Source organism: Streptomyces sp. SBT349, from assembly GCF_001083795.1.
In the GTDB taxonomy this organism is placed as follows: domain Bacteria; phylum Actinomycetota; class Actinomycetes; order Streptomycetales; family Streptomycetaceae; genus Streptomyces.
Map to the genome: position 1 here is coordinate 1 of NZ_LAVK01000214.1, position 12,972 is coordinate 12,972.

The following is a 12,972-nucleotide window of genomic DNA, read 5'->3' on the forward strand; positions in this document are numbered from 1 at the left end:
TCCCGGCGCAGTTCCACGAGGGTGGGGGCGGGCGGGCCGGGGTGGCGGACGCCGCGCCCCAGGCCCAGCGGGGTCCCGTTCTCGGGGCTCAGCTCGCGCGCCGCGCCGTCCCGCAGCAGCAGCGGCGGCGGGTGCCCGCAGCTGATCAGCCGCGCCTCGCGCCCGTCCGGCGCGAACTCCACGAGCAGCGCCGTCGCGAACAGCTCCGACTGGTCGCCGCCCTCGACCACCAGCCGCCGGTCGAGCCGGGCGGCCACGCCGCGCAGCTCCTCCTCGTCGAGCACCGCCTCCCGGAACGTTCCGAGCAGCGAGGCCACGGTGCTGACCGCGGCCAGGCCGTGCCCCTGCACGTCGGCGACCAGCGCCCGCACCCCGTGGGGCCCCGCGCGCACGTCGAACAGGTCGCCGCCGACCAGCGCGCCCACCTGCGCCGCGCGGTACAGGCCGGCGCACCGCACGCCCCCCACCCGGTCGGGCAGCGGCGGCAGCACGGCGCGCTGGGCCGCCTCGGCCACGTCGCGCACCACCACCAGGTCGCGCGTGTACAGGGTCCTGATCCAGGAGACGACCACGGAGAAGGCGGCGATCGCCGCGACCGCACCCAGATCCGCGTCGCTGATGTGCGGCGGGCGGGTGATGGGCAGCAACAGCAGCACCATGACGCCCGCGCTGATGAGCGAGGTCCGCCACGGCCCGTAGATCAGCCCGGTGAGCGGGGGCAGCGCCGCGAAGAGGAACGCCAGCTGCACCCAGCCGGGCGCGAGCGACTGGGCGATGCCGAGCACGACGAGCACCACGGGCGGGAGCGCGAGCAGCCAGCGCGGCACGAGCCCGGGGCCGGCGAGCGGCTTCCCGCGCCTCACGAGCTCAGCGGGAGTGCGCATCGATCCGGAGCCGGGCCGCTTGGTCGCGGATGGCGGGCAGCTCCGCGTAGAGGGCGTCCCCCGGGCAGTGGGTCTCGACGATGTCGCGGTGGCCCGAGACCACGTCGAGCTCGGCGGGGTCGCCCTCGGGCACCCTGCTGTCGTCGTTCGTGGAGACCAGGCGCACCTGCTCCCGCGGGTCGGTGCCGGGGCGCAGCTTCCACGCGACGATCTCGGCGACGGCCGTGACCAGCGCGTCGGGCACCTCGCCCGAGGGGTCGAAGTCGCCGACCGCGGCGATGCCGACGCTGTCCATGTTGAAGCCGGTGGTGTGCGCCCCCAGCACGAAGCGGTCCAGGCCGCCCGCCCTGCCCTCGTAGATCGTTCCGCAGGAGTCGACCACGAAGTTGTAGCCGACGTCGTCCCAGCCCTGCCGCCTCACGTGGTCGGCCTGCATGGACCGCAGCATCTCCGGCACGTCCGCGCAGTCGTAGCCGTCGGGGTGTCCGGTGTGGTGGATGAAGACCGCGCGGGCCGCGCCCGTGTAGGTGACGTCCTCGGTCCGCAGGTCCTCGTCGGCGCCCCAGTCCTCGCGGGTGACGACCCCGGGCTGGGGCGCGGGCCGCTCGACCGCGGGCGGCAGCCGCTTGGCGCGCGGCGCCGGCGGCGCGGCGGTCCCGCCCGTCAGTTGCGGGGCGTCCCAGGTCACCACGGCGGCGAGCGGCAGCACCGCGGCGCATATGGCTATCCTCCGGCGTGACCACACGGGCGCCTCCCCGGCTTCAGGGCAGGATCTTGACGGCGCTCGACCAGTTCAGGCCGAGGCTGTCCTGGACGGACATGTGGAGGAGCTGAAGGGCCTCCAGCTCGCGGGACCTCCGCAGCGGCCCCACGTCGAGGGGGCGCAGCCCGCCCCCCTCCGCGAGGTCGGCGACGGCGCCCTTGCCGTCCTCGTCGTCGCCCGCGATCAGCACGTCGAGCGGCTTGCCCGCCACCCGCCCGCTGAGCAGCGTGCCGGCGAACACGGTGTTGAACGCCTTGACCACCGGCGTCCCCGGGGCCGCCTCGGCGGCGATCAGCTCGGCGGCCGAGGTGCCGGGCGGCACCGTGAGGGTGTCGGGGCCGACGGGGTTGCTGATGTCGACGAGGACCGAGCCCGTAAGCGCGGTGCCGTAGGAGGCGGTCAGCTCGACGCCCGCCGGGTGGGGAACGGCGAGCACCACCAGATCGGCGTCCTCCACCGCGATGGCGTCCGAGGCGGAGACGTCGCCGTCGGGCGCCACCTGCCGCAGCTCCCCGGCGAGGCTCTCGGCGTTCCTCTGCGCCCGGCCGACGAGCCGGACGGTGTGCCCGCCGGCGAGCGCGATGGTCGCCACACCACGGGCCATGGCACCCGCGCCCACGATCGTCACAATCATGGGTCCATGCCAGCACGGGCCCCGGGGGGCCGCATCTCGCGCACGCCCCGTCCCGGCGGTCGCGGACTACGGCACGGGAGGCAGGGAACGGTCCTGGCGCACGGCCGCGAAGAGGCGCGCGGCGGCGCGCTCGTCCAGGCGGAGGCGGTTGGGCTCCGAGGTGTGCGGCAGGGTCGGGACGGTGCGGAAGCCGACGCCGTCCTCGGGCACCGCCTTGAGGTCCTTGGCCAGGCCGTAGAGCTCGTCCAGGGAGTCCAGACCGGCGTCGGCGGTGATGGCGGAGGTGACGGCCTTGAGCACCGGGTAGAGCCGGGTGGGGTCGGCGACCGTGTCCTGGTCGGTGATCCGCTCGTAGAGGAGGCCGAGGAATTCCTGCTGGCGGGCGAGCCTGTTCAGGTCGCTGCCGTCGCCGACGAAGATCCGGGCCCTGACGTAGGCGAGCGCCTGTTCGCCGTCCAGCAGGTGGCGGCCCGCGGGCAGGTCGTGGCCCACGTTGGGGTCGTGCTCGGCCTCGTCGAGCTCCACCTCGACCCCCCCGACCGCGTCCACGACCTCCGCGAAGCCCTCGAAGCCGATCGCCAGGTGGTGGTCCACCCTGATGCCGGTCATCTGCTCGAACGTGCGGATGGTGCAGGCGGCGCCGCCGAACTGGAAGGCCCAGTTGAACTGGGCCCTCGTGGCCTCGCTCCACCCGTCCTCCTCGGTGCGGCACGCGGGGATGTCCACCACGATGTCGCGCGGCACGTGGACGGCGTCGGCGCGTGTCCCGTCGGCCGACAGGTGCAGGAGGAGAACGGTGTCGGAGCGGGCGTTGCCGGTGCCCGAGCCGAAGTCGTGACCGATGACGAGGATGTTCCTGGCCCCGTCGCCCGCCCGCGCCTCGGGCCGTTCGTCCGCGTCCCTGTCCAGCGCGTCGGCGGCGGCGTGATCGGTGCTGATGTTCCCGTCGAGCCGCTGATAGGCCCAGAGCGCCGCCCCCGCGACGACCGCGAGGAGAACACCGAGGACCAGCAGCACCCACCACAGGAGTTTCTGACCTCGCGTCATCTGGACAGCCACGACAGCCCACCCTTCCGGCTCGCTTTCCGCCCATCCTGCGGGGCCCGCCAGGCGATGTCCGTCATGTGGGATTATGTGGCGATGGCTTCCTCCGAACGGGTAGGGCGGGGGGCGCCGATCGGCCCATGCTCCCCCCGCCGAACGGCGCCCGGGCGCGGCCTTCGCACCCTGCCCGCGCGCCGTTCACGCCGTTCACGCCGTCGGGGACCCGGCGCGGGCCGGGGTCGGGCCGCGCCCCGGGCTCAGGCCGCGTAGGGGCGGGCGGCGCGGGCGCCCCTGAGGGCGGAGCCCCACCAGGCGAGCTGGTCGAGCATGGCGCTGGCGGCGCCTCCGCAGCCCGCCGGGTCGGCCGGGCGCCCGTCCGCGTCGAACTGGCCCCCCGCGTTGTGGAAGCTCACCGTGTCCCGGACCGTGACGGCGTGCAGCTCGGCGAAGACGGCGCGCAGGTGCTCCACGGCGCGCAGGCCCCCGGAGATCCCGCCGTAGGAGACGAAGCCGACGGGCTTGGCGAACCACTCGTCCCGGTGCCAGTCGATGACGTTCTTCAGCGCGGCCGGGTAGCTGTGGTTGTACTCCGGGGTGACCACGGCGAACGCCTCGGCCGCGGCCAGCCGCGCGGTGACCGCGGCGCCCTCGCCGCCACCCATGGCCAGCGGCAGGGTGTGCCCCGGGTCCGCGAGATCCACGAGGTCCACGGTCATGTCGGCGCGCTCCGCGGCCCGTTCGGCGAACCAGTGGCCGACGGTGGGACCGAAGCGGCCCTCGCGGACGCTGCCGAGGATGACGGCGAGCCGCAGCGGCGCCTCGGTGCTGCTCACGGCGGCGGGCTGGGTCGTTGACATGGTCGTCGGCATGACGGTCCCCTCTTTCGTCTCACGCGGTGCCGGCGCGGCCTTCCGCGCCCGGCGTACACCGACCAGCGTGGGACTTCAACCATTGTTGAAGTCAAGGGACACATCCGGACGGTGGGCAAGGAGGGGATGACGGGATAAGTTACCATCGAGTAGCATGGTCCTGGGCTATGTTGCTAGCCCCCGTTCCAGCCCTACGTTCCACAGCCCGCCCGCAGGTCCGAGGAGCCACCGCCATGCAACTCGCCGCCATCGTCGTCACGCTGGTGCTCTCCGCGGTCGGCGTAGCGCTGTTCTGCCGCGCCACCGCGCGGCTCGTCGCCTATCTCCGCCTCGGCCAGCCCGTCCCCGACGGCCTGCGCACCGACGACCCGAAGCGACGGAGCCTGACGCTGACCAGGGAGTTCCTGGGCCACTCCCGGATGAACCGCTGGGGGATCATCGGCGCCGCGCACTGGTTCGTCGCCCTCGGCTTCCTCACCCTCGTCTTCACGCTCCTCCAGGCGCTCGGCCAGCTCTTCAAGGCCGACTGGCGGCTGCCGGTCCTCGCCGACTTCGTGCCGTACGAGATGTGGGTCGAGTTCATCACCGCGATGACCGTGCTCGGCATCGTGACCTTGATCACCATCCGGCTGCTGAGCCTGCCCTCCCGGGCCGACCGGAAGTCGCGGTTCGCCGGCTCGACCGCCTGGCAGGCGTACTTCGTGGAGTGGGTGATCGTCGTCATCGGCGCCGCCATCCTCGTGCTGCGCGGCCTGGAGGGCGCCCTGCACCACGTCGAGGGGTACCAGGCCGGGTACTTCGTGTCGTATCCCCTGGTGGCGGCGTTCGACGGCCTCTCCACGAGCACGTTGCAGCAGCTCGTCTACTTCACCGCCATGGTGAAGCTCTGCACCACGGCCATCTGGGCGATCGTCCTCGGCCTGCGCGCGGACATGAGCGTCGCCTGGCACCGCTTCCTCGCCTTCCCCAACATCTGGTACAAGCGGAACGCGGACGGCGCGCCCGCGCTCGGCGCGCTGCTGCCGATGACCTCGGCCGGCAAGCCGATCGACTTCGAGACGGTATTCGAGGAAGAGGGGGCGGAGGACGCCCAGTTCGGCGTCTCGCGCATCGAGCACTTCTCCTGGAAGGGCCTGCTCGACTTCTCCACCTGCACCGAGTGCGGCCGCTGCCAGTCCCAGTGCCCCGCGTGGAACACGGGGAAGCCCCTCTCCCCCAAGCTGCTGGTGATGTCGCTCCGCGACCACGCCCACGCCAGCGCCCCCTACCTGCTCGCGGGCGAGGAGGTGGACCGCCCGCTGGTCGGCACCGCCGAGGAGAACGGGGTGATCGACCCCGACGTCCTGTGGTCCTGCACCACCTGCGGCGCGTGCGTCGAGCAGTGCCCCGTCGACATCGAGCACATCGACCACATCGTGGACATGCGGCGGTACCAGGTGATGATCGAGTCCTCGTTCCCCAGCGAGGCGGGCACCATGCTGAAGAACCTGGAGCGCAAGGGGAACCCGTGGGGGCTCGCCAAGAAGAAGCGCCTGGAGTGGACGTCCGAGGTCGCCTTCGACGTGCCGGTCGTCGGCCGCGACGTCGAGGACCTCTCCGAGACCGACTACCTCTACTGGGTCGGCTGCGCCGGCGCCCTGGAGGACCGCGCGAGGAAGACGACCAAGGCGTTCGCCGAGTTGCTGCACATCGCGGGCGTCCGCTTCGCCATCATGGGCGGCGACGAGGCGTGCACCGGCGACTCCGCCCGCCGCCTGGGGAACGAGTTCCTCTTCCAGCAGCTCGGCCGGCAGAACGTCGAATCCCTCACCGCCGCCGGGGCGAAGAAGATCGTCACCACCTGCCCCCACTGCTTCAACACCATCGCCAACGAATACCCGCAGCTCGGCGGCGCGTTCGAGGTCATCCACCACACCCAGCTGCTCCAGCACCTCGTGGACGAGGGCAGGCTCGTCCCGGTCACCCCGGTCGAGGGCCTGATCACCTACCACGACCCCTGCTACCTGGGCCGCCACAACAAGGTCTACACCCCGCCCCGCGAGATCATCGCCCGCGTCCCCGGCCTGCGGAACGAGGAGATGCACCGCCACAAGGAGCGCGGCTTCTGCTGCGGCGCGGGCGGCGCCCGGATGTGGATGGAGGAGCGGATCGGCAAGCGCGTCAACGACGAGCGCGTGGACGAGGCGCTGTCGCTCGACCCCGACATCATCTCCACCGCCTGCCCGTTCTGCCTGGTGATGCTCTCCGACTCGGTCAACGGCAAGAAGGCGAACGCCGCCGCCAAGGAGGACCTGCGGGTCGTGGACGTGGCGCAGCTGCTGCTCGAATCGGTGACCACCCCGGCGGCGGGCGCCGACGAGGTCCCCGCGGCGGAGCCGGAGCCGGCGACCTGAGCCCTGCCTGCCCGCCCGCCCCTAGGGGGACGCTCAGGGGGCGTGCGCGGGCTCCGGCGCCCGCGGAAGCGGTACGTTCATAGGCGTGGCCGTATTCAGAAGGAACCGCGACGAGCACTACCCGCAGCAGGGGCCCTATCCGGGACCGCAGCCGCAGCAGTATCCGCCGCCGCGGTACCAGCAGCCCGGACCCTACTCCCCCTACGGAGAGCCCCAGCAGTACCAGCAGCATCCGGACCCGCACGGGGACCCGCACCCCACGTACGGCGAGCCCGCGGCGGCGCCGCCACCTCCGCCGCCCCTCCCCTGGCGCGAGCTCCTCCTCGGCATCCCCTTCCGCCCCAGCCGCACCTTCTGGCACATGCGCGACTACCCGATGTGGGCCTCCGCGCTGGTCGTGACGTTCCTCTACGGGCTCGTCGCCGTGTTCGGCCTGGACAACGCCCGCGAGTCGATGCTCGACACCACGGCCTCGACGGTCGCGCCGTACCTGCTGTTCACCGGGGTGGCGATGGTGCTGGGCGCGCTGGTGCTGAGCACGGTGACACACAACCTGGCCCGCCAGTTCGGCGGGAACGGGCTGTGGGCGCCGACGGCCGGGCTCGCCATGCTGATCATGGCGCTCACGGACGTGCCCCGCCTGGCCCTCGCCCTCTTCCTGGGCGGCGCCAACTCGGTCGTGCAGATCCTCGGCTGGGCCACCTGGCTCTTCGCGGGCGTCCTGTTCACGATGATGGTCGCCCGCTCCCACGAGATCCCCTGGCCCCGCGCCCTGGCCGCCTCCACGATCCAGCTGCTGGCCCTGCTGATGCTGGTGAAGCTCGGCACGCTGTAGGGACGGGACGCCGCGGGCGCGCCGACCGCCGCCTAGAAGTCGACGCGCACCCGGTCGTCGACGCGCGCGACGGCCTCCTGGTCGAAACGCCCCAGGTACGCGGCCCGCACCTCCTCGATCTCCCGGTCGCCGGCACCCGCGTCGGCGGCCGGGTAGTAGAGGACGAGCTCGTAGGAGCGTTCCCGCTCGATGACCCCGTGCTCGTCGAGCCACTGCCCGTCGCCCTCCTGCACGGTCAGCCCCTCGGGAAAGCGCGGCGTGACGACCTCCGCGACGAACGCCTCGAACTCCGCCTCCGTCACCGGCTCCCCGCCCCCGGGCCGCGCGGTGCCGAAGAACAGCCGCGTCTCCCGGTACCCCTCGGCCGTCCCGGCGGCGGGCACCGGCGCCTCGTCCAGGACGGCGTACGCGGCGGTCGTCCCGCCACCGACCATCACACAAGCCAGCAGGGTCGCGGCCACTCGGGTCATCACGGCCTCCGGTAATCTCGGTGCGTGCTTCTGTCAGACAAGGACATCCGTACCGAAATCGACGCAGGTCGGGTACGGATCGATCCATACGACCCAACGATGGTGCAGCCGTCGAGTATCGACGTGCGACTGGACCGTTACTTCCGGGTCTTCGAGAACCACCGCTACCCGCACATCGACCCCGCGGTGGAACAGCCCGACCTCACCCGCAGAATCGAACCGCCGGGGGAGGAACCGTTCATCCTGCACCCCGGCGAGTTCGTGCTGGCGTCCACCTACGAGCTGATCACCCTGCCGGAGGACCTCGCCTCGCGCCTGGAGGGCAAGAGCTCCCTCGGCCGGCTCGGCCTGCTGGCCCACTCCACGGCCGGCTTCATCGACCCCGGCTTCTCGGGCCACGTGACCCTGGAGCTGTCCAACGTGGCCACGCTCCCGATCAAGCTCTGGCCGGGGATGAAGATCGGTCAGCTCTGCATGTTCCGCCTGACCTCCCCGGCCGAACGCCCCTACGGATCAGCGGGAGTCGGCTCCCGCTACCAGGGCCAGCGGGGCCCCACCGCCTCCCGCTCCTACCAGAACTTCCACCGCACCCACATCTGACACGGGCACCGAACTCCGCAACCGCGCACACCGCGGACACCGCAACAACCGCCCGGGCCCGATCCGCTCCCGCCCCAACTGCCGCATGGGAAACCGCGCGGTGGCGAAGACATGCCCCTCGACACAACGAACGACGGTGGTGATCTGCAACGTTTCCCTCTCCCTCTCCGCTCGACGACGAACGAAGATTAGGGGAAGAAGCCGACACGCCTCACCACGGCACTCCGAGGTGAGGTAGGCTACCCACACACCGAGCAGCCCCGACGGGCCGCTCCGGCGGGCGTAGTTTAATGGTAGAACATGAGCTTCCCAAGCTCAGAGCGCGAGTTCGATTCTCGTCGCCCGCTCCACAGTAAAGCTCCAGGTCAGCGGCCTGGGGCTTGTTTGTTGTCCAGACCTATCCGGGCCCCTCGCACCACTTGCGCACCACTTGAGACGCTGAATCACCGCAGACGCGACGGACCAGGGACGCAATCGCCTGGGTGTTCGACATGCGTCTCAAATGGCGAGACTTGTTTCACGTGACGTGCATCACATAACTCTCGGTCGAGCGGCACCGCCGGAGAAGTGACCAGAGGCATGCCAAATCTCTTATACCTAGGGGAAGTTGAGGCGGCCACGGTCACTCCGACTACTCCGCCGATGCGGTCTTCGTGGCCGTAGGGACCGTCTCAGGAGGCCGAAACGGCGCTATGTCGGCCCCCTGAGAAGCGTGTCGGAAGGTGTCAGGCGTGGCGCACCACTCGCGCACCACTTGGCCCACTGTCCGAGCTTGACCGTCCCTTGCCGTGGCCGTCCGCGATACCCCTGCGAGCCACCCGAACACGGGTGTCGAGGCCGTAGGCGACTTCCTTCTGGCGCTCCAGGGGCGAATGCTGATAGATCAGCGCAGCCTTCTCCGTCGACTGGCCGGCGCGGACCATGACGTCCTTGAGCGTGCCGCCGGACTGGGTCACGAGGGTGTTGCCGGTATGCCGGAGGTCGTAGAAACGGAAGTTGGACGGCAGCCCGACCTTGACCCGAGCCTTGCGCCACTTCCGACCGAAGGTGGAGCGGCGGAAAGGAGCACGGCGCTCGCCGACGAAAAGCAGCCCGTCGGGCTCTTTGGAGGCGAACCAGTCGAGGTGGCGCCGCACATCGACGTACAGGAAGCCCGGCAGCACGACCGTACGTTTCCCGGCCTGCGACTTGGTCTCGCCGGTCACCCGGTGGCCGGTGGTCAGCTCGGGCGCCGCCCTGCTGATGAGCAACAGGACCGGTTCAGGCTCAGTCTCGCGGTCACGGCGCTCGTCAGGTTCGGGCTCCTCGGGCAGGAGCACGTCATGCCTGCGCAGTTCGGCCTGCTCCTCGGGGCGGAGGCTGGCGTAGGCCGCGAAGTAGACCATCAGCCGCCAGCGCGGCCCCATCGCATCCGCCAGGGCATCGACCTGCTCAACGGTCGCCACCGGCCGCTCGTCGGCGGACTCCTTGCCCGCGCCCTTGATCCGGCAGGGGTTACGGCGGATCAACTCGTCGTCGGCAGCCGTCTGGAGGATGGCCTTCAGCAGCCGGTACGCCTTGGCGACCGTCGTGTCGGCGCCAGTGGCCTCCAGCCGTTCGGCACGCCAGGCGCGGACGCGGGGCGGGGTCACCTCGTCGAGGTCCCACTGCCGGAACGTCGGCAGGATGTGCAGGCGGAGCAGACGGTGATAAAGCTCGCCCGTGGTGGCGGCGACCGGGCGCTCCTCGACCCACCGCAGGGCGTACTCCTCGAAGTTGACCGCCCCGGCATCCGGATCGGCCCAATCGCCACGTGTGAGGTCCGCCTCGACCTGGGAGAGCCAGACGTCGGCGTCCGTCTTGGTGGCGAAGGTCTCGGGAGAGCGCCGCCGCAGCCCTGCGGGGTCGACGTAGCTGGCCGTCCAACGACCCGAGGGGTACTGCCGAACGGCCCCGAAGCGGCGCTTGGCCGCCTTCTTCTTCGCCATCAGGCGGCCCTGCCGTAGCGGGAGCGGGCGCGCCGAACGGCAGGCTGAACGGTCTGTGCCTCGATGTAGGCGTCGAGGACGCTTTCGGCGATGCGGACGTGGCGTCCGACCTTGACGAAGGCGATGCGGCGTTCGGCGATCAGCCGACGGGGAAAGCGCTCGCTGGTGCCCAGCCGCTCGGCGGCCTCGTGCACCGTGAGCAGACGGTCATGGGTGCTCAGCTCCGTCGCGGCACGTGCGGGCTGTGCGGATACATGGGGTATCGCCGGTCGGCGCATGGGAGAGTCCTCTCCCGGCAGGCCCGTGGCACGGCAATGCCGACCTGCCGAGTCGATCGCTAGGGATGGTGGTTGCGTACTGAGCCGTCCGGGGCTTGAGGGAAGCTCCGGCGACAGGGCGAGAACGCGGGCGAGTTACGCCTCTTCGGCGTGGTTGGCCGCGTCGTTCCGAGGCCCGTAGGTCGTGGCCAGGTGACTGGCGCTGGCTTCGGCGATGGCGTTGGAGACCATCACGTCGGCTTCTCTTCGGACGTCGGGGTGCTCGGCCAGGTACGCGTCGAGGGCGTCGCGCGCCGTGGCGTAGGTGGCATTGGCCCGTTGGGTCTCGCGGAACGCGTGGACGGCGGCGTCGATGAGCTCCATGGCGCGGGCTTGGGCGGCGAGTTGCGGGGGGCCGACGAGGTTGCGCAGGTCAAGGCCGAAGACCTCGGCAAAGCCGATGGCCTCGTCGAGGTTGATGCGGCGCTTGCCGTTCTCGATGCGCCAGACACCGGACGGGTTCATGTCGAAGCCGGCCTCGTTGAGGCGGTCGGAGAGGGTGTTGGTGCTCCAGCTGCGGGCTTCGCGTTCCAGCTTGATCCGCACCGCGACGTTCGCCTCACCGCTGAGGAGCACGCCCTGCGGGGCTTCGTCGTCTGCCACAGCCACCTCTTCCATGCGTAGTGCACCACTGCCAGGTGCAGCGACCGGTGAACCGTAGCATGCATTCTGCGGTAGGGAGGGAGTCCCTGCGATCCGCAATCGTGTGGCATGGTGTTGATCCGACCGCACCCACGATCCACGTCTCATGACAGAAGCCCCCGGCTCGCACCGGGGGCCAAAGCGCAAACCTCTCAACCGCCATCCCTAGCGATCGACCCGCGTGGCCGGGATTGCCGTCCCGTATGGCCCGCGAGCAGAGGAGCTGACACCAGTATGACCGATCCCCACTCGCCCATGCCAACCCTCCCCGCCGCCGACACCCCAGCCAGCGGCGCCGAGCCGGGTGCCCTGTCCGAAGGGGCGCAGGTGCTGACCGAACTACAGGCTCAGATCAAGAGGTTCGTCGTGATGCCGAGCGAGGAAGCCCTCACGGCGGTGACGTTGTGGGTGGCGGCCACGCACCTCCAGCCCGCCTGGCAGCACGCGCCGCGTCTGGCGGTGGTCGGTCCGGCCAAACGGTGCGGCAAGTCGCGGCTGCTGGATGTGGTGACCGAGACCGTGCACGCCCCGCTGATCACGGTCAATGCCAGCGCGGCGGCGATCTTCCGCTCGATCACGGATGAGGATCCGCCGACGTTCCTGGTGGATGAGGCCGACACCCTCTTCGGCACCGCCAAGGCAGCCGAGCGCAACGAGGACCTGCGCGGCCTGCTGAACGCCGGACACCAGCGCAACCGTCCCACCTTGCGCGTCACCGGACCCGAGCACACCCCGGTCGCCTTCCCCACCTTCGCCATGGCCGCCCTCGCCGGCATCGGGGACCTGCCCGACACGATCATGGACCGCTCGGTGGTCATCCGCATGCGCCGCCGGGCGCCGGGCGAGAGCGTGGCGGCCTTCCGCACCGGCCGGGACACCCCCGCCCTGCACGCCCTACGCGACCGCCTCGCCGCCTGGCTCCGGCCCCTGTGCGCCCAGGCCGAGGACATGGAGCCGGACATGCCCGTCGAGGACCGCGCCGCCGACACCTGGGAACCCCTGGTGATCATCGCCGACCTGGCAGGCAGCCAGTGGCCCGCCCGCGCCCGCGCGGCCTGCCGCGCCATGACCGCCCACGAGACGGGAAGGGACGCCGATACGGGGCTGCGCACCCGCATCCTCCTTGACATCCGGGGGGTCTTCGCCGCCGAGGGCGACCCGTCCGCGCTGCGCACGAGCCGCCTGATCGAGCAGCTCAACTCCGCCCCCGAAGCCCCGTGGGTCGAGCACGGCCCGACCGGGCTGAACGCGCGCCGTCTGGGGCTGCTGCTGGAGGACTACGGCATCCGGCCGGGAAACCACCGCTTCCCGGGTGGCATGCAGGCCAAGGGCTACGCCCGCACCCAGTTCCTCGACGCCTGGGCCCGCTACTGCCCCGCACCGGTCCCTGAACCGGACTGCGAACCGGCGAAGCCAGTGGAGCCCGCCCGCGTTACCGGGCCCACCACCGGCACCGGGGCCTGACCCGACTTGACCCGTCCCACCCGTCCCCGCGCAGCTCAGCACGGGGACGGGTCTCAGGCCCGCAACGGGTCGACCCGACATCACCACCCC

Annotated in this window: 14 protein-coding genes and 1 tRNA gene; 5 read left to right on the forward strand and 10 right to left on the reverse strand. The window is 71.3% G+C overall.

The genetic code is table 11. The features are described from left to right. The 5 genes from ADY01_RS23280 to ADY01_RS23300 form a co-directional block, all read right to left on the reverse strand. Positions 1-863 (reverse strand): PP2C family protein-serine/threonine phosphatase (locus ADY01_RS23280; protein ID WP_234320368.1); only part of this gene is annotated, 863 nt, incomplete at its 3' end. A 4-nt stretch (positions 864-867) separates the two neighbouring features. Beyond that, a complete protein-coding gene (locus ADY01_RS23285) occupies positions 868-1,629 on the reverse strand; it encodes a peptidoglycan recognition protein (protein ID WP_049577132.1) in 762 nt (253 codons plus the stop codon). Positions 1,630-1,645: 16 nt separating this feature from the next. Further along, entirely contained in the window at positions 1,646-2,281 is a 636-nt protein-coding gene (locus tag ADY01_RS23290) for an NADPH-dependent F420 reductase (protein ID WP_049577136.1), read from the reverse strand. A gap of 66 nt (positions 2,282-2,347) precedes the next feature. Next, entirely contained in the window at positions 2,348-3,340 is a 993-nt protein-coding gene (locus ADY01_RS23295; RefSeq protein WP_159001364.1) for an LCP family protein, read from the reverse strand. A gap of 242 nt (positions 3,341-3,582) precedes the next feature. Continuing rightward, positions 3,583-4,194 carry an NADPH-dependent FMN reductase gene (locus ADY01_RS23300; protein WP_234320369.1) on the reverse strand — a complete coding sequence of 204 codons (612 nt, stop codon included), beginning with the start codon at positions 4,192-4,194 and terminating at the stop codon, positions 3,583-3,585. Between the two features lie 233 nt (positions 4,195-4,427). Between ADY01_RS23300 and ADY01_RS23305 the strand changes: the two genes are divergently transcribed. Beyond that, complete coding sequence (locus tag ADY01_RS23305; protein ID WP_049577138.1) at positions 4,428-6,587, forward strand: (Fe-S)-binding protein; 2,160 nt, start codon at positions 4,428-4,430, stop codon at positions 6,585-6,587. Between the two features lie 85 nt (positions 6,588-6,672). After that, entirely contained in the window at positions 6,673-7,422 is a 750-nt protein-coding gene (locus ADY01_RS23310; protein ID WP_324613229.1) for a Yip1 family protein, read from the forward strand. A gap of 32 nt (positions 7,423-7,454) precedes the next feature. On the opposite strand, the gene ADY01_RS23315 is transcribed toward ADY01_RS23310, so the two are convergent. After that, positions 7,455-7,892 carry a DUF3574 domain-containing protein gene (locus ADY01_RS23315; protein WP_049577145.1) on the reverse strand — a complete coding sequence of 146 codons (438 nt, stop codon included), beginning with the start codon at positions 7,890-7,892 and terminating at the stop codon, positions 7,455-7,457. Positions 7,893-7,916: 24 nt separating this feature from the next. Here ADY01_RS23315 and dcd point away from each other — a divergent pair, with 24 nt between their 5' ends. Beyond that, complete coding sequence (gene dcd / locus ADY01_RS23320; protein ID WP_049577148.1) at positions 7,917-8,492, forward strand: dCTP deaminase; 576 nt, start codon at positions 7,917-7,919, stop codon at positions 8,490-8,492. Here the strand turns inward: dcd and ADY01_RS41885 are convergent. Then, entirely contained in the window at positions 8,406-8,642 is a 237-nt protein-coding gene (locus tag ADY01_RS41885) for a hypothetical protein (protein WP_420715737.1), read from the reverse strand. The two genes, dcd and ADY01_RS41885, sit on opposite strands and share 87 nt — an antisense overlap. 126 nt (positions 8,643-8,768) lie before the next feature. Here ADY01_RS41885 and ADY01_RS23325 point away from each other — a divergent pair. Then, positions 8,769-8,842, forward strand: a tRNA-Gly gene (locus tag ADY01_RS23325). A gap of 375 nt (positions 8,843-9,217) precedes the next feature. On the opposite strand, the gene ADY01_RS23330 is transcribed toward ADY01_RS23325, so the two are convergent. From ADY01_RS23330 to ADY01_RS23340, 3 genes are all read right to left on the reverse strand, one after another. Further along, on the reverse strand, positions 9,218-10,459 hold the full coding sequence (locus ADY01_RS23330) for a site-specific integrase (protein WP_078900530.1): 1,242 nt from the start codon (positions 10,457-10,459) through the stop codon (positions 9,218-9,220). Further along, the gene (locus ADY01_RS23335) at positions 10,459-10,680 is read right to left on the reverse strand and encodes an excisionase family DNA-binding protein (RefSeq protein WP_049577161.1); all 222 of its coding nucleotides are present in this window, start codon (positions 10,678-10,680) and stop codon (positions 10,459-10,461) included. Before ADY01_RS23335 ends, ADY01_RS23330 begins: the two co-directional genes overlap by 1 nt. A 192-nt stretch (positions 10,681-10,872) precedes the next feature. Beyond that, complete coding sequence (locus ADY01_RS23340; RefSeq protein WP_049577151.1) at positions 10,873-11,394, reverse strand: helix-turn-helix domain-containing protein; 522 nt, start codon at positions 11,392-11,394, stop codon at positions 10,873-10,875. A gap of 258 nt (positions 11,395-11,652) precedes the next feature. Here ADY01_RS23340 and ADY01_RS23345 point away from each other — a divergent pair, with 258 nt between their 5' ends. Continuing rightward, on the forward strand, positions 11,653-12,882 hold the full coding sequence (locus tag ADY01_RS23345) for a DUF3631 domain-containing protein (protein ID WP_420715738.1): 1,230 nt from the start codon (positions 11,653-11,655) through the stop codon (positions 12,880-12,882). Positions 12,883-12,972: the final 90 nt, after the last annotated feature.

Excerpts from the sequence above, each read along its gene's own strand:
- ADY01_RS23290 (WP_049577136.1), bottom strand. The coding sequence starts at position 2,281 with ATGATTGTGACGATCGTGGGCGCGGGTGCCATGGCCCGTGGTGTGGCG.
- ADY01_RS23300 (WP_234320369.1), bottom strand. The coding sequence starts at position 4,194 with ATGCCGACGACCATGTCAACGACCCAGCCCGCCGCCGTGAGCAGCACC.
- ADY01_RS23305 (WP_049577138.1), top strand. The coding sequence starts at position 4,428 with ATGCAACTCGCCGCCATCGTCGTCACGCTGGTGCTCTCCGCGGTCGGC.
- ADY01_RS23315 (WP_049577145.1), bottom strand. The coding sequence starts at position 7,892 with ATGACCCGAGTGGCCGCGACCCTGCTGGCTTGTGTGATGGTCGGTGGC.
- ADY01_RS23330 (WP_078900530.1), bottom strand. The coding sequence starts at position 10,459 with ATGGCGAAGAAGAAGGCGGCCAAGCGCCGCTTCGGGGCCGTTCGGCAG.
- ADY01_RS23340 (WP_049577151.1), bottom strand. The coding sequence starts at position 11,394 with ATGGAAGAGGTGGCTGTGGCAGACGACGAAGCCCCGCAGGGCGTGCTC.
- ADY01_RS23345 (WP_420715738.1), top strand. The coding sequence starts at position 11,653 with ATGACCGATCCCCACTCGCCCATGCCAACCCTCCCCGCCGCCGACACC.